At 70.7% G+C, this 15,440-nt stretch carries 13 protein-coding genes and 1 pseudogene; 10 read left to right on the forward strand and 4 right to left on the reverse strand.

From position 1 onward, the window contains the following. The coding region (locus ACZ4MF_RS47390; protein WP_467500470.1) for an NUDIX domain-containing protein at positions 1-454 on the forward strand (454 nt) is incomplete at its 5' end. A gap of 307 nt (positions 455-761) precedes the next feature. On the opposite strand, the gene ACZ4MF_RS47395 is transcribed toward ACZ4MF_RS47390, so the two are convergent. Together ACZ4MF_RS47395 and ACZ4MF_RS47400 are read right to left on the reverse strand one after the other, a co-directional pair. Then, the gene (locus ACZ4MF_RS47395) at positions 762-1,043 is read right to left on the reverse strand and encodes a hypothetical protein (RefSeq protein WP_467500471.1); all 282 of its coding nucleotides are present in this window, start codon (positions 1,041-1,043) and stop codon (positions 762-764) included. Positions 1,044-1,334: 291 nt separating this feature from the next. Continuing rightward, positions 1,335-2,036, reverse strand: a complete 702-nt coding sequence (locus tag ACZ4MF_RS47400; RefSeq protein WP_467500473.1) for a hypothetical protein — start codon at positions 2,034-2,036, stop codon at positions 1,335-1,337. 36 nt (positions 2,037-2,072) lie between these two features. Here ACZ4MF_RS47400 and ACZ4MF_RS47405 point away from each other — a divergent pair, with 36 nt between their 5' ends. The 9 genes from ACZ4MF_RS47405 to ACZ4MF_RS47445 all read left to right on the forward strand — a co-directional run bounded on the left by ACZ4MF_RS47405 (position 2,073) and on the right by ACZ4MF_RS47445 (position 14,616). Next, entirely contained in the window at positions 2,073-2,582 is a 510-nt protein-coding gene (locus ACZ4MF_RS47405; RefSeq protein ID WP_467500475.1) for a CGNR zinc finger domain-containing protein, read from the forward strand. 1,077 nt (positions 2,583-3,659) lie between these two features. Further along, positions 3,660-4,085, forward strand: coding sequence for a hypothetical protein (locus ACZ4MF_RS47410; protein WP_467500477.1), 426 nt, complete (start codon positions 3,660-3,662; stop codon positions 4,083-4,085). Positions 4,086-4,482: 397 nt separating this feature from the next. Then, on the forward strand, positions 4,483-5,064 hold the full coding sequence (locus ACZ4MF_RS47415; protein WP_467500479.1) for a carbonic anhydrase: 582 nt from the start codon (positions 4,483-4,485) through the stop codon (positions 5,062-5,064). Between the two features lie 8 nt (positions 5,065-5,072). Then, positions 5,073-6,551 carry a SulP family inorganic anion transporter gene (locus ACZ4MF_RS47420; RefSeq protein WP_467500481.1) on the forward strand — a complete coding sequence of 493 codons (1,479 nt, stop codon included), beginning with the start codon at positions 5,073-5,075 and terminating at the stop codon, positions 6,549-6,551. A gap of 563 nt (positions 6,552-7,114) precedes the next feature. Next, positions 7,115-9,019 (forward strand): ArnT family glycosyltransferase, encoded by a 1,905-nt coding sequence (locus ACZ4MF_RS47425; RefSeq protein WP_467500483.1) that lies wholly within the window; start codon positions 7,115-7,117, stop codon positions 9,017-9,019. A gap of 478 nt (positions 9,020-9,497) precedes the next feature. Next, the gene (locus tag ACZ4MF_RS47430) at positions 9,498-11,798 is read left to right on the forward strand and encodes a HAMP domain-containing protein (RefSeq protein ID WP_467500485.1); all 2,301 of its coding nucleotides are present in this window, start codon (positions 9,498-9,500) and stop codon (positions 11,796-11,798) included. Further along, positions 11,719-12,990 (forward strand): poly-gamma-glutamate synthase PgsB, encoded by a 1,272-nt coding sequence (pgsB, locus tag ACZ4MF_RS47435; RefSeq protein ID WP_467500487.1) that lies wholly within the window; start codon positions 11,719-11,721, stop codon positions 12,988-12,990. The genes ACZ4MF_RS47430 and pgsB overlap by 80 nt, the downstream gene beginning before the upstream one ends. Beyond that, positions 12,987-13,469 (forward strand): poly-gamma-glutamate biosynthesis protein PgsC/CapC, encoded by a 483-nt coding sequence (locus ACZ4MF_RS47440; RefSeq protein ID WP_467500489.1) that lies wholly within the window; start codon positions 12,987-12,989, stop codon positions 13,467-13,469. The genes pgsB and ACZ4MF_RS47440 overlap by 4 nt, the downstream gene beginning before the upstream one ends. Before the next feature lie 58 nt (positions 13,470-13,527). Then, entirely contained in the window at positions 13,528-14,616 is a 1,089-nt protein-coding gene (locus tag ACZ4MF_RS47445; RefSeq protein WP_467500491.1) for an NlpC/P60 family protein, read from the forward strand. Here the strand turns inward: ACZ4MF_RS47445 and ACZ4MF_RS47450 are convergent. After that, positions 14,557-15,196: pseudogene (locus tag ACZ4MF_RS47450) on the reverse strand (CoA transferase subunit A); the annotation flags it as partial. The gene ACZ4MF_RS47445 and the pseudogene ACZ4MF_RS47450 sit on opposite strands and share 60 nt — an antisense overlap. Before the next feature lie 70 nt (positions 15,197-15,266). Beyond that, a partial coding sequence (locus ACZ4MF_RS47455) for a trypsin-like serine protease (protein ID WP_467500493.1) occupies positions 15,267-15,440 on the reverse strand: 174 nt, incomplete at its 5' end.

The raw sequence follows: 15,440 nt of genomic DNA on the forward strand, positions 1-15,440 counted from the left end.
CCGGTGGCCGTTCTCATATCCGGACCCTCACTCCGACGCCGGGACAAACACCCGGATCAGGTGGGAACCGGTACACCACTTCCAGGGACGCAACCACCTGCCCGGCGGCATGGCGGAAGCCAACGAGCCGCCGGAGGACACCGCACACCGTGAACTGATGGAGGAACTCGGCGTACATGTCACCCTGCTCGGGCTGCTGGTGGTGGACTGGGTCGCCCCGCACGGCCCCTGGGACGACCAGATCGCGTTCATCTTCGACGGCGGCACACTCGACCAGGACCAAGCCGACCGACTACGGCCACGAGACGACGAGTTGTCCGAAGCTTCCTTCGTCACGCCCGCCGAAGCCTCCGTTCGCCTGCAGGACCGCATCCGCCGCCGGTTCGAACACGCCCTGAAGGCACTCGATACGGGACGGCCGCTGTACCTCCGAGACGGCGAACCCGTCATATAGACCCGATCCCGACGGCTCTTCACGCGCGGCCCGGTGGGCAGCCAGAGCCCTGGCGGCCGCAGAAAAGAGTGTGCGGGCACAGGTAGACGTTGGGCCTCCCTCTCCCAGCCAGCGAGTCCCTCCGTTGCCGTCTGATCGGCCGTCACACGGGCCTACGAGGCTGCTGCGGCGCGCGGGGCTCCACAGGGAGCCGTACAGGCCGCGGTCGTAGGCGAGGTGGACCAGCGCGGTGTCCTCGGCGTCGGGGTGTGCGGCGGTGGTGTCGGCCAGGACGCGGTCGGGCAGGCCGAGGTACCAGATGAGCAGGTCAATGGTGGTGGCCCACGTCAACCGCGGCGCCGCCGCCGGCCAGGGATGTCCGGCTGCGCCAGCCGGCGGACGGGGCGGGGCAGTGGAAGGTGTGGTGGCCCTCGACCAGGTACGGCTGCCCGATCTGGCCCAGGAGCCGCACCGATGCGGTGTGGACCGGTTGGAAGCGGCGCTGGACGGTGCCCATCAGCTGAATGCCGGCCTTGTCGCACAGCGCGACCGGCTCAGCGGCCTTGGCCGGGCCAGTCGCGAACAGCTTCTCCTCTGAAGGGGCCCACATGGGCCAGACGCCGCACGATGGCTGGCGTGACGCGGTTCGCCACCGCGTCCCGCAGCAGTCACAGGGGCTGCTGCGGGCCATCGCCTCTTTCCTCTCAGTCCCTGGGCCGCCGAGCCGCCACTGCTGCTCGCCACGTTGATGGCGCCCCACATGGCGCTCACGTGTGTGACGGACCTGCTCTGCTGGGTTCCCCAACTCTGTCGGCCCGTGTCGAGACGGCGGAAGTGGGTCCGCGCGTTCGGAAGTCCGCTTGGTACATGGCTTCGCGGGAACGTGCTTGACGCACTGCCGTCACAGGGCGCGGAGCAGCCAGGTCAGGTCTAGTTCGCGGGCGGTCAGGCCGGATGTCTCGCGGAGCTGGTCGGCTTCGGCTCCAGCGGGCAGTTCGCCGGCGAGAGTGAGGGCCGCTGCCGCCGTTTGCGGGCGGGCGCCGAGGGACGCTCGCAGGTGGTAGGACCGGCGCAGCTGGGCGATGCCCTGTTCCCGGTCCTGTTCCAGGAGGTGGGCGCCGATGTGGCGTACGGCGTAGGACTCCAGCAGTGCGTCGCCGTGTTCCCGGGCGTGCCCCAGTGCCTGCCGGTAGGCCGTGTTGGCGGCGTCGGGATCCTTGTCGATGTGGTCGGCGAGCACTCCGAGCCAGAACGTGGCCCAGCCGGTCAGCCGTGAGTCGGCCGTGGCGGTGGTGAAGTCCTCGCGAGCCCGCTGCACGTCTTCGGGGAGCGGGTTCAGGCTGAACAGCAGCCGGGTGTAGCGGATCTGTGCGCTGAGGTATCCGGCGAGTACGGGGTCGGACGGCTGGAGTGCGCTGACCGCCTCCTCGGCCGCTGCGGCGCCGTCCAGCCTCCAGAAGTAGCGGTCCACCAGGATCTCGGCCCGCTCCGCCACCGCGTCCGCCGGCAGCAGGGCGAGCGCCTCGTCCCACCGGCCCATACAGTGCAGCATTCGCGCGACGGCGGTTCCACCGTCCATCATGTAGGCGGCATCAGTTGTCATGATGCCTACTCTTCAGGCTGGGAGGTAGGTGGTCAAGTGCGTTACGTCGACTACATCGGGAATCTGGCCCGACTTGCGGTCGAGATCGTCAACGGCGACGACCCGAGCGAGCTGCGTCGGGAGATGTTCCGCCAGCACCGGATCGCCGAACCCGACCCCGAGCAGCTCGGCGAGTTCCTGCCCAGGCTGCTCCGCGCGGTGGAGGCCGCATCCCGGGGCGGGCCGCTCGCCCCCGTCAATGCCCTGCTGGAACAGCACCCGCCGCTCATCCGGGTCGACGACCACAACGGCGAAGGCTCGCCGCACCTGCACTTCGCTCCCAACGGCGAGAACCCCGTGAACTGGCTCGGGCGCAGTTGCTCCGCGGCACTCGCGCACGTCGTCTGCGGCGACCCGGCCGTGACAATCGGCCGCTGCCACGCCGTCGACTGCGAGCGCTTCTACGTCGACGACTCCCGCAACCGCACCCGGCGGTTCTGCTCCAACGCCTGCGCCAGCCGGACCACCGTCGCCGCCTACCGCGCCCGCCGCAAGGCTGGACACTGACCCGGCACGGTCACCCGTCACGTCCGCGCTCGGCCCGGCGGGTTCGCCTTCCCACTTCCCGATCAGCCCGGCCGAGTGGACCTCAAGCTCGGCGCCGCCGCGGTGGGCCAGGGCGAGCGCGGCGAACGGACGGGCTCGGTTCGGGAGCGTCCATCGCGCTGGCGTCGCGCCTGGACCGCTCGATCCTGCACATCGGTCTTCTGCTGCTCATCGCGGGGACCTGCTGGATCGCCTGGACGGTGCACCGCCGTGGCAGTGACCTGCACCGCCTGCAACTGCTGCCCCCGCTCCTGGCGGCGGGCCTCGGCTTCGGTCTAACCGTCACGCCGCTGGTGACGCTGATCCTGGCAAAGGTCCCGCTGCGGCACGCGGGTTCGGCCTCAGGGGCGCTCACCACCGCGCAGCAGTTCGGCAGTGCCGTCGGCATCGCGCTGCTCGGCAGCCTCTTCTTCGGTCTGCTCGGCACCCATGCGAACACCGTCACCGACCATCAGAGCGCCGCGCTCACACGGAAGTTGACGGCGATGGGCATGTCGGCCCCCCCAGGCGGACAGAGCGGTGGCCGCGTTAAAGCAGTGCTTCCACGACCGCGCGAGCGAGAAGGACTCGACCGTGACACCATCTCAGTGCTCTACGAAAACGGGCAGTTCATTCCCCCACCCGGCGGGTGCTGCCCAGCCGACCGGCGGGGGCGAACCGGCCGACTGCCGGATGGGTTGCGGTTCGTCGGTCCCGGACACTGGGATCATGACAACGGCGGGTGGCAACGGCGGCGGAGGGCGACGGGAAACCTTCTTCATGATCGAGGGGCACCCGCATACGGCGGCGCGGCCACCTGGCTGAATCCCGCCTCTCGGTGCCTGCCGAGGACGCCACTGTCCCTTCTCGGATCTGCTGTAGCCGATGTGCCGAGCGTCACCCCGGCTACGGCTCCAAGACTCAAGGTGAGGTGCCTCGGCCTCACCGGTGCCGTCACTGTCACGGGTCCACTTCGAGAAAAACGCTTCTGCGCCGGCCGCGATCAGTGTCTGAAGCTGCCGGTCCACCGCACCATCACGAGCAACAGGGAGATCTTCCATGACGTGCTTCTTCGACCCGGTCCACGGCCCCGGCACGACGACCGTGACCTGGTCGCCCCAGTGGGGTGTGTCCCGCCCTGTGCAGGTGTGCGGCGCCTGCGCGCAGCGCGTGCAGACCACGCCGCCGCCCTATTACAGCCCGTCCCAGCCGGGTTATCCGCAGGCTGAATACGCGCCGGCACCGGGCTACCCTCAGCAAGCCTACCCGGTTCAGAACACGGGTCTCCAGCAGCAGGGTTACCCGGCCCAGGACACGGGCCCGCAGCAGCAGGGCGGGCGCCGCTTCGGCACCGGCGCGCTGATCGGCGCCGGCGCAGCCGGTCTGGTCGGCGGCGCACTCCTGAACGAGGCGATGAGCGGCGACAAACCGGCAACGGTCGTGAACAACCACTACGAGGACGACGACTTCAGCGACTTCGAGTAAGGCGATCGACGTGGCGTGGCGCTCCGCACGGAGACCACGCCGCGTCCGGGACGCCACGTCTTCGCCCGGGGTCATTCCGGGGCCAACCGCCTGCCCGGACATGCCCGCGGCTCCCAGTCGGGGGACGTCGTAGAGGACTTCGGTCGTGGTGCGGGAGGAGGTCGTCCCCGGCCCGTCCCCTGCCTCGGCCTTGCCAGCCGTTTCCGGGCCCGTCGCGCACAATCGGAGTCACGCTGCACCCGGACTCCAGAGCAGTCGCCCGCCGACGCTTCAGGTCTTCCGCTGCTGACGGTCGGCCCGCGCCGGTCCGGCCCCACCGGGCCATTTCCCTCTCCCCCCACCATCACCGTTCAACACCGGCGCGCCCGTGCAGGCGCGCCAGGAGGAACCCACACACATGCAGCCCCTCATCGACCACGCCCGTAGCTTCGGACAGCGCCCTGAGGAGTTCGGCAAGCTCGCCGAAGGCCAGTGCCCGCAGGTGCTGTTCATCACCTGCTCCGACTCCCGGGTCGTCCCGGCCCTGATCACGGGCGCCCGGCCCGGCGAGCTGTTCGAGCTGCGCACCGCGGGCAACATCGTCCCGGCCCACACCTCGCAGCACCCCACCGGCGAGGCGGCCACCATCGAGTACGCCGTGGAGGTCCTCGGTGTCCGCGACATCGTCGTCTGCGGCCACTCGCACTGCGGGGCCGTCGGCGCGCTGGTGCGCGGCGACGACCTGACCGCCGTACCGGCCGTGCGCGACTGGCTGGCTCACGCCGCCACCCCGCGCCCGGCCGGCCAGGCCGAGGACCCGGAGGTCGCCCAGGGCGTGCAGGCCCACATCCTGACCCAGCTGCTGCGACTGTGCTCCTACCCGTGCATCGAGCGCAAACTCGCCGACGGCCGGCTCAACCTGCACGCCTGGTACTACGAGGTGCACACCGGCGCCGTACGCACGCACCGCCCGCAGACCGACACCTTCGAGTCCCTGTGAGCGCGCCGATGACCAGCAAGAACACCCTCATGTCCCGTTTCCCGCACGTGAAGGAGGACTTCGCGGCCTCCCTCGTCGTCTTCCTCGTCGCGCTCCCGCTGTGCGTGGGCGTGGCCGTCGCCTCCGGTGTCCCGGCCGAACTGGGCCTGGTCACCGGCATCGTGGGCGGTCTGGTCACCGGCTTCATGCGCGGCAGCAGCCTGCAGGTGTCGGGCCCGGCGGCCGGACTGACGGTCCTCGTCTTCGAGGCGGTCAAGGAGTTCGGCCTGCCGGTGCTCGGCGTGATCGTGCTCGCCACCGGCGTGCTCCAGGTGGCCATGGGCCTGCTGAAGCTGGGCCGCTACTTCCGCGCCATCTCCGTCTCCGTGGTGGAGGGCATGCTGGCCGGAATCGGTCTGGTCCTCATCGCCGGGCAGCTCTATCCGGCGCTGGCCTCGAAGGCACCCTCCGGCGGCCTCGAAAAGATGGCCGGGCTGTCCCGCGCCTTCGTGGACGCGCTCGGCACGGGCAGCGCGGCCGCCTCGCTCGCCATCTGCGCGGGCACGATCGCGGTGCTTCTGCTGTGGAAGCGCCTCCCGGCGAAACTGCGCTCCCTGCCCGGACCGCTGGCCGCGGTCGCCCTCGCCACCATCGCCGCGTTCGCGCTGGACCTCCCCGTGGCCACGGTCGAGGTCAAGGGCCTGCTCGGCTCGATCCAGCCGCCGCCGATCAGCGCCTTCGGCGAGCTGGCCGCCGTCGGCGTCCTCGGCACCGTCGTCGCGTTCACTCTGATCGCCTCCGCCGAGTCGCTGTTCAGCGCCGCGGCCGTCGACCGGCTCCACACCGGCCCGCGCACCGAGTACGACAAGGAACTGATCGCCCAGGGCGCCGGCAACACCCTGTGCGGACTGCTCGGCGCGCTGCCGATGACCGCGGTGATCGTGCGCAGCGCGGCCAACGTCCAGGCGGGCGCCCGCACCAAGGCCTCCCGGGTCCTGCACGGCGTGTGGCTGCTGCTGTTCGCCGCACTTCTGCCCGGAGTGCTGGCCTACATCCCCATCCCGGCACTCGCCGGCATCCTCATCCACTCCGGTGCCAAGCTGGTGCCGCTACGGCCCCTGGTCACGCTCTGGCGCGAACACCGGGGCGAAGCGCTGATCCTCACGGTCACCGCCCTGTCCATCGTGGTGGTCAGCATGTTCGAGGGCGTACTCATCGGCCTCGGCCTGGCGATCGTCAAGACCGCCTGGGAGGCCTCGCACATCAAGCTGGAAGTCGTCGACAAGGGCGCCGGCCCGGTCGAGGCCCACCTCGTGGGCAACGCGACCTTCCTGCGCCTGCCGAAGATCCTGGACAGCCTGGAGTCGCTGCCCCAGGACCGCCCGGTCCGCCTGGACCTGTCCGGCCTGCACCACCTCGACCACGCCTGCCGTCAGGCCCTGGAGAACTGGGTCGAGCGCCACAGCGCGGTCGGCACGGAACCGGTGAAGGTGACGGCGCCGGTGTAGCCGTGCGCATGATGAGGCCGTGCGGTTCGCGGCGGCCTCGTACATGGCACCTCGGCCGGCCGAGTGCCGTACCCCAGCCCGCGTCAGTCCCCGTCCCACATTGATGCTGATCGCAGGCCGCTTCGAGCCGAAGACCTGCTGGCCGGACCGACTGCCGTGGCTGCGCCGGCCGGCAAGACCGATCACCGCCGTCGGCACCATGTCCCTGACCCTCTCGTGGGCCACATCCTGGTGATCCTCGCCCTGCCCGGCGAAGCGGCCACCCCGCCGCAGTCCGCCTCCGTCGCGCTGCGGCGAGTGTCAGCCGTCGTCCTTGAGGGCGGCAAGCGGCTCACCCAGTGCTCGAATCCCCGGTGTGCTTCAGCACTCCAGGGTTGAGCGGCAACGTGAGTCGGCTTCCGGCGGGCGGGCGCCGGAAGCCGTAGCCCCCTCTCGTCGCGCATCGCCGGTGTGTCGGGCGGTGTGCCGCTGGACGGTACGCCCGTGCGGTGCCCGCGGCTCTCGCGCGGCCTTCCGCCTCTCACCTGCTGTTCCGCCTCGACCCTGATTCAAGGACCTTCGCCATGGATGCCCTCCCCACCGCCCGGAGCACCGGCTCCCAAGGCCGCTGTCGGGAATCACACCGTCACGCCGGCCGGCCGGACGCTCCGGAGCGCTGGGAACGCCCGGCGCTTGCCGCGGTGCTGGGCGTCGCCGCACTGCTGTACGCCTGGGGCATGGGGCATGCCGCGATCCACCCCTACTACAGCGCGGCGATACGGTCGATGGCCACCAGTTGGCGTGCCTTCTTCTTCGGCGGTCTCGACCCCAGCGGTTCGATCACCCTCGACAAGCTGCCCGGCGCCTTCTGGCCCGATGCCGTCTCCGTATGGGTCTTCGGGCCGCACACGTGGGCGGCCGCGCTGCCCCATGTGATCGAGGGCGTGCTCACCGTATGGCTGCTGCACCGGATCGTACGGGCCTGGGCCGGGCCGTTCGCCGCGCTGCTCGCCGGGCTGGCGCTCACCTTCACCCCGGTCACCGTGGTGCTGAACAGGGCCACCATCCCGGACACCGCACTCACTCTGCTGCTGGTGGCAGCCGCCGGAGCCCTGCAGAAGGCGGCACAAACCGGGCGGCTGCTGCCGCTGATCACGTGTGGCGTCTGGGTCGGGCTCGCCTTCCAGACGAAGATGCTGCAGGCCTGGCTCGTCCTGCCGGTCTTCGCCGTGGTCTATCAACTCACCGCGCTCAACTCGCCGTTGGAGAGGGCTTGGCGCCTTCTGCTGAGCGGTGCGGTCACGCAGGCCGTCTCCTGCTCGTGGGCACTGATCGCGTGGCTGACTCCCGCGAACACCCGCCCGTACATCGACGCTACGTCGAACAACAACCCCTTCAGTCTGGTCTTCGGCTACAACGGCCTGAGCCGCTTCAGCGCCGACGGCACCGCGTTCGGCGCCGTCCCGGCGACCGCCGCCAGCCGTATGACCGGAAACACCGGCTGGGGGATGCTCGTCAACCACACCGTCGGCCCGCAGATCGCCTGGTTCCTGCCGCTCGCCGTGCTCGCCGCCGCAACGGCCCTGGTCTGGCGCGCCCGCGAACCGCGGACCGACCCGCTGCGTGCGGGCTTCCTCCTCTGGGGCGGCTGGCTTGCCGTCCATGCCGTGGCGTTCAGCGTCTCCAACGGCAATCACGCCTACTACACGGCCGTGCTCGCACCGGCGATCGCCGCGCTTGCCGGAGGCGGGCTCGCGCTCTTCCGCTCCGCGTACGAGGCGGGCGGCCGGCGACGGCTGTGGCTGCCGGCGGCGATCGTGCTGACGGTGGCCTGGGCGCTCGTACTCGACGGGCCGACCTGGTTCGTCTCCCGGCTGCCGGCGTTCGCCGTGATCTTCGCGGTGTGCGGGGTGCTGGGCCTGTGGTCCGGCGGGGCACGCGCCTCCCGGGGGCTGGTCCGCGGCTCTCTGGCCGCCGCCGTCGCGGGCATTCTGCTCGTGCCCGCCGGCTGGGCCGTCTCGTCCCTCGACCCGCGCTACGCGGGCGCCTCCACGTCCCCGACGGCGGGTCCGGTCGGCGAGGCCTACCGCAGGTCTCTCGACCACCCGTCCGTTCTCCGCCGGGCCGAGCTCGACCAACCCAGCACCCGCGACACCGCCCTGCTGGACTACCTCATCGCGCACCGCAGGGGCGAGAAGTACCTGCTCGCCACCCAGGCCGCCTACCCCGCGGAACGTCTGCTGCGCGCTCAGTCCCAACCCATGCTCGTCATGGGCGGCTTCACCGGGAAGACCCCCTTCCCCAGCACCCCGCAGCTCGGCAACCTGATCGCCACTCACCAACTCCGCTACGTACTGCTCACTCACCTGCGCCCCACCACACCTGCCACGACTTGGGTGAAGTCCCGCTGCAAGCGCGTCCGCTCGGGGGCCTACGGCTGGCGCACCAGGGGCAACTTCGGCCTCTACGACTGCCGCGCACCGGGCTGAGCAGAACGCCCACACCCCCGCCGATCGGCGGGGGTGGAGCAGCCGACTGCGGGATGGGCAATGAAGCAGAAATGCAAAATAATCCTTGCGGGCAATTATTACCTCGCCCGCAGGTTACCCATCGCAATTTGTTCGCATCCCGTGAAGTCTAAATTCACCATTTTCACGGGCGCGACAAGCCGAGTTCTTGAGCCATCGACTCCACCCCTCTAGCGCCATAAATCAGCAGGTCAGGTGAGTTGTGCGGCTCTTTCCGCAGTGCATGAAGCGACGCTTTATCGTCAGCTGGTGAGTACCGTCACACCTCCCCGATAAACCGGCGAAGCATTCCCGTCGTCAGGCAGGTCAAGAACTTCTGTTCATTGCTTCGCGCGACCTCGGAAGAGCCTGGAAAGGACGTTTCTTGACCACCACTCGATCTCCGATATCCACGCGGGGTCCGGCTCGGCGTCGGGCGGACATGGCGGTGTTAGGAGGTGTGCGGCCGCCCCTGGCGGCCCTGCCGGTTCTGTTGGCGCTCGTCGCGGGCCTGACGGTGTTCGCCGTCGGGAGCGATGCCGAACGGGGCGTTCCCGAGGCCGTCCTCAGTTCCCAGCAGCACATCGCCGAGGACGGGGCGGTCGCGCTGCAGGGCGCCGTCGACCAGAGCGTCACCGATCTGCGGGCGGCGGCCGCGGACTTCGCGGGCTCCGCGTCCGTACCGGCGGACGGCATGCTGACCCGCCTCGACCGGACCTACCGCAAGTGGCGCGGTACCGCCGTCGTCGACGTGTCCACCGGCCGGCTGCTCGCCGCGCACGGCGAGGCCGTACCGCTCGGGAAGGTGAACCTTCGCGGACTGCCCGCGAACCCGCCTCCGAGACTGGTGCGGGACGACTCGGGCGTCACCCGGCTGCTGACCTTCGCGACGCTTTCGCAAGGCGGCAGGCAGGAGTTGCTCGTCGCCTCCCAGGGCCTGAAGCCGCCGGGCATCTCCGTCGGCAAGAAACACACGCTCGACGTCGTGGACCGTGACGGGGCCACTCTCACCTCGGCCGGGCCGGGATCCGGCACCGACCGGGCCAAGGCGCTGGCCAGTGCCGCCGCCCGCGAGGCGCAGGGCAAGGGAGCGTCGGACACCGCCGTCGGCGGCTTCAAGGGTCCCAGCGGCAGCCTCGTCAGGGCGGCGGACGGCAACACCCGTACCGCCGTCGGCTACGCCACAGTGGCCCGGGGGCCGGCCGCGAAAGAGAGTCCGAGCAGCGCACTCGGACTGACGGTCGTCACGACGGTGCGGACCGAACGCCATGGGGCCGTGACCGGCGACCTCCGTCTCGCCCTCCTCGCCGCGGCCGTGCTCCTGGCCCTCGCGGCCGCGGTCACCGCCGCCCTCCATCTGCTGGTGCAGCGGCCTGTGCTGCGCTTGCGTCGCGAAGCGCAGCGACTCGGCTCGGGTGACCTCACGGCTCCCGTCCACGTGCCCCGCTTCGGGGAACCCGCCCGGGTCGGCGCCGCGTTGGAGGCACTGCGCCGTCAACTCCGGGGCAAGGGCGGGCCGCCGCAGGAGACGGTCGCGCAGGCACCGGCCAAGAGGCGCGTTCTGCTCCGGACCGGCAAGGGATGGCACCGGCTCGGACTGCGCGCCGTCCTCGTGGTGTGCGCGTTCGCTCTGCTGGCCTGGCCCGTGTCGATGCTGCTGGCGCTCGGCAGCAGCTGGCCGCACCCGGCTGCGGTCGTACCACGGGTGATCTCCGACGACCAGCGGCAACGCACCGAGACGACGGCGGACCGCGTGCGCAGGGGGATCAACGACGGATACGCGGATCTCGCCCATCTCGCCACCGTGATCGACGCTTCCCGGCCGGGGGAGGCGCGCAAGGTCCTCGACAGATCCCTGGAACAGCACGGCCGGTATCGGTCCCTGTACGTCGTCGACGGCTCCGGCGAGATCCTCGTCCGCGCCGGTGGTGAACCCCGTACCCCGAAGAAGGCCCGCATCAGGGCCGGGGTCAGGCAGACGAACACCTCCGGCACGGAACCGGTGCTCGCCGCCGTGGCGGCTCAGCCGGCCGAGGGTGCGCAGGCGGGGTCCGGACGCCGCTATGTCGTGGGCGAGTTCAAGGTCCAGTACCTGACCGGCATCCTCAACCGGCCCGGTCTCGGCTCGGTGTGGCTGGTGGACTCCGCGCACCGGGTCATCGCGTCCAACAAGGGGTTCGTGGCCTTCGGGCGGGTCTCCGACGGCCGGCTGCGGGCCCAGCTGAAGGCCGCCCGCACGACCAAGGGCTCCGCCCAGCTGCTGCTCGGCTGGAGGAATCCGGCGGTCGCCGCCGTGGCGCCGTTCACCGACAAGCGGGGCGTCGCGAGCTCACTCGGCTGGAAGGTCGCCTCGATCAGACCGGTGTTCTGGATCGGCCTGCCCGAGTACGAGGCCCAGCGGCGGATCATGCTCGTCGGCCTGCTGGGACTGACGACGGGCGCCCTCTGCCTCGGCTGGCTGCACCTCGTCGTCGTACGTCCGCTGCGTGAAGTCGCCCAGGGCGCCGGGGCGTTGGCAGCCGGGGACCGCAGAACGGTGCTCTACCCGCGCCACCACGACGAGGTGGGATCCCTCGCCCGCAGCCTCGAACTGATCAGACAGCGACTCCCGCGCACCGACGCACCGCCCGCGCCCCCCCTCCACCTCCGTGTCCGACCCCGGCCCCAGGAGCTGACCCGCCGTGCTCTTCCTGTACTGCGTCCTCGCGGCGTGCTGCGCCGGCCTGCTCGTCGCAGGAATCGTCGAACAGCGCCGCCATGACGCGAACCTCGCCGTCATACCCACCCGAGTGCTGGTCAACGGCATACGCGGCAAGTCCTCCATCACCCGGCTGTGCGCGGGCGCGCTGCGCGGCAGCGGCCTGGTGACCGTCGCCAAGACCACGGGCACCGCGGCCCGGTTCATCCACCCCGACGCCACCGAGGAGCCGGTCTACCGCAAGTTCGGCATCGCCAACGTCGTGGAGCAGATCGGCATCGTCCGGCGGGCCTCCGCCTACCAACCCGATGTCCTGGTCATGGAGTGCATGGCTGTCATGCCCGCACTCCAGGAGATCAACCAGTCCAAGCTGATCCGCTCCACCATCGGCGTGCTCTGCAACGTCCGCGAGGACCATCTCGCCGAGATGGGCCCGACGCTGGACGACGTGGCCCGCTCGCTGTGCCGGTCCATGCCGGAGGGCGGCATCTGCGTAACAGCGGAGAAGGAGCGCTTCCACATCCTCCAGGAGGAGGCCGACGCGCGGAACTGCAAGCTGGTCTACGCCGACCCGGAGACCGTCACCGACGAGGAACTGCGCGGCTTCAGCTGGTTCACCTTCAAGGAGAACGTCGCCATCGCACTCGCGGTCGCCGAACTGCTCGGCGTCGACCGCGCGACCGCCCTGAAGGGAATGTACGAGGCGCCACCGGACCCGGGTGTGCTGTCCGTCGAGCGATACCGCACCCCGGACGGAAAGCGGCTGCGATTCGCGAACGTCTTCGCCGCCAACGACCCCGAGTCAACGCTGATGAACATCACGCAGCTGCTCGAACTGGGCGCGATCCACCGTCCGTTGCACGTCGTCGTCAACTGCCGTCCCGACCGTGTGGAACGCAACGGGCAGATGGGCGCCCTCATCCCCCAGCTCGACCCGGAGACGGTGTTCCTCATCGGCCACCCCACCAAGTCCGCCGCCGACGCCATACCCGCTCACTGGACCGGGAACGTCGTCGATCCCGGCGGCGACCGCCGCGACCCCGACCGGCTCACCACCGAGCTGCTGGCTCACCTGGGGCCGGACTCCTCGCTCGTCGCCATCGGCAACATCCACGGCCAGGGCGAACTCTTCCTGGAACGGCTCGCGGCACTCCCGCCCGAACAGCCCGACGCCGACGCCGGCACCGCCGACCCGGGCGACGCGCTCACCTCGCCCGGCGCCCACCACAACTCCGCCCATGGAGCATCCCGTTGATCCCCGCAGTAGTCACCCCGCAGATCGCCGCCATCGGCATCGCACTCGGTCTGGTGTTCTCCCTCCTGTGCTACCTGACCACGAACCTCTCACCAGGCGGCATGATCACCCCCGGCTGGCTCGCCCTCACCCTCGTCGACGATCTGCGGCGCGCCGCCATGGTCGCGGCCGTGGCAGGCCTGACCTACCTGCTGACCAAGCTGCTGCAGCGCTTCGTCATCCTCTACGGCAAGCGGCTGTTCGCCGCCGTCGTACTCACCGGTGTCCTGCTCCAGGCCGGGCTCTCCCTGCTGCTCCATCAGCAGTTCCCCCTGCTCTTCGCCCATCAGGCCCTCGGCTTCATCGTCCCCGGCCTCATCGCCTACCAGCTCCAGAGGCAGCCCAAGGCAGCGACCGTCCTCTCCACCTGCGCGGTCACTTTCGCCGCGTACGTGATTCTGGTGTCCGGGCTGCTGCTGGGCGCCCTGCCCACGACATGAGCCGCCCCCTCCCCGACATGCGGCGCCCTCTCTCCCTCCCGCCCATCGGAGTTGACCAGTGAAACGCCTCCTGCCCAGAATCCGTGGGTTCTCCCTGCCCAGGAACGCGGCCCTGTCCCTGGTGACAGCCGTCCTGCTCGCGGCGAGCTGCGTGCTGACCCTGCAGCTCAGGCACCGCACCGACCATCCGGAGCCAGCACATGCGTCTCAGGCATCACCGGGTGCCGAAATCCGGGCCGGCAGCGGCCCGCTGCACTTCGAGCGGATCGGCAACCCCGCCCGCACGATCGCCCGAGACCCCCGCGGCACCGTCGTCGCCACGTTCACCGACGGCGCCCGTACGGCCGTACTGACCGGGCCGAGCAGGACCTTCACGGAGCCGCGTACGACGGATGCCCAGGTCGTCACCAGGAGCTGGGTGCGGCTGCTGCCCAAGGCATGGGCCCGTGGCGCGGAGCAGAGCGGCTGGTTCAGGACCTGGCTCAGCTCCCGGCTCGGCAGCCGCGATCCCGACCTCCTCGCCACGGCCTTCGACTACATCGCCGGTGCCCCCGCCCGGACCACGGCAGCGGGAGTCACCTACAGCGGCGCCGCCCGCTACACACCCGGCACCGCGGGCGACTCCGGGCGCGCAGGGCAGGGGCAGCCGAAGCAGCGCACGGGTTCGGACTTCTACGACTACCTGGGCGTCCCCTGGACCTTCCCCGACGCAGTCACCCGCCGCCCCGAGAAGGACCGCGCGCGCTCCGTGGACAGCTCCGGCTATGTCCGGCTGGTGTACGGATACCGCTCGGGGTTCCCGCTGAACAGCAGGGACAGCCCGGCGGACAGCGGGCTACAGCGGACCCCCGACGCGATCGCCCACGCGCAGCTCGGCGTACCCGTGATCCCCCTCACCGGCCACCGCCCCGACGTCATCCAGGAGCTCCAGCCCGGCGACCTGGTCTTCTTCAGAGCACGGGAGCTGCCCGGCGGACGGATCGGCCACATCGGCGTCTACCTCGGCCTGGACACCGCCGACCACCCGCGCTTCATCTCCAGCCGGAAGAACGCGGGCGGCCCCACCATGGGTGACAAGGGCGGCACCTCACGGCTCGACGGTGACGGCTACTACGCCCAAGGGCTGCGCGCGGCCCGCCGCCTCTGACCGCACTCCGACCGGGTCGACGCCTCTGCTCGCCGAGGAGACGTCGGCCTCACGCGTGCGGACAGTGCGCTTCGCGATGTCCTTGTCGTCAGCGGGGACGGGGCCCACGATCCGGTCGACGTAGAGCCGGGCAAGTGGACGGCGTCGGGGTCGATGGCGCCGGGTTCGAGGAGTTCCTTGAACCCGGCGATGGTGGCCGGTCGGCCATGGCCGCGAGGGGGTTGAAGTTGGCGGCGCTGCGGTGGAAGACGAGGTTGCCGTGCCGGTCGCCGCGGGCTGCCCGTACCGGGGCGAAGTCGGTGGTGATGGCCTCCTCCAGGACGTACGCCCGGCCGCGGAAGGTGCGTGTCTCCTTCGGCGGGGAGGCCACCGCCACGCTGCCGTCAGGGCCGTAGCGCCAGGGCAGGCCGCCGTCGGCGACCTGGATGCCGACCTCGGCGGGGGTGTAGAAGGCGGGGATGCCGGTGCCGCCGGCGCGCAGCCGTTCGGCGAGGGTGCCCTGCGGGGTGAGTTCCACCTCCAGTTCACCGGCGAGGTAGTGGCGGGCGAACCCCTTGTTCTCACCGACGTAGGAGCCGGTATCCGGAGCCGGCCCCCGGACGGGAGTCTGGGGGCCGGTTCATGCCGTTGTGGGGTTGTTCGGCGCGGGGTCAGCCGATCCGTGCTCCGTACGCCTGGAGGGCGGCGGGGACGGGCTGGAAGAAGGTCTGGCCGCCGTTGGTGCAGTTACCGCTGCCGCCGGAGGTGAGGCCGAGGGCGCTGTCGCCGTCGAAGAGGGCGCCGCCGCTGTCGCCGGGCTCGGCGCAGACGTCGGTCTGGATCAG

It is taken from the genome of Streptomyces sp. NPDC025793, from assembly GCF_055558375.1.

Bases quoted from the DNA above. Each gene is read 5' to 3' on its own strand.
- ACZ4MF_RS47400 (WP_467500473.1), bottom strand. From the start codon at position 2,036: ATGACAACTGATGCCGCCTACATGATGGACGGTGGAACCGCCGTCGCG.
- ACZ4MF_RS47415 (WP_467500479.1), top strand. From the start codon at position 4,483: ATGCAGCCCCTCATCGACCACGCCCGTAGCTTCGGACAGCGCCCTGAG.
- ACZ4MF_RS47425 (WP_467500483.1), top strand. From the start codon at position 7,115: ATGGATGCCCTCCCCACCGCCCGGAGCACCGGCTCCCAAGGCCGCTGT.
- ACZ4MF_RS47420 (WP_467500481.1), top strand. From the start codon at position 5,073: ATGACCAGCAAGAACACCCTCATGTCCCGTTTCCCGCACGTGAAGGAG.
- ACZ4MF_RS47410 (WP_467500477.1), top strand. From the start codon at position 3,660: ATGACGTGCTTCTTCGACCCGGTCCACGGCCCCGGCACGACGACCGTG.
- ACZ4MF_RS47395 (WP_467500471.1), bottom strand. From the start codon at position 1,043: ATGTGGGCCCCTTCAGAGGAGAAGCTGTTCGCGACTGGCCCGGCCAAG.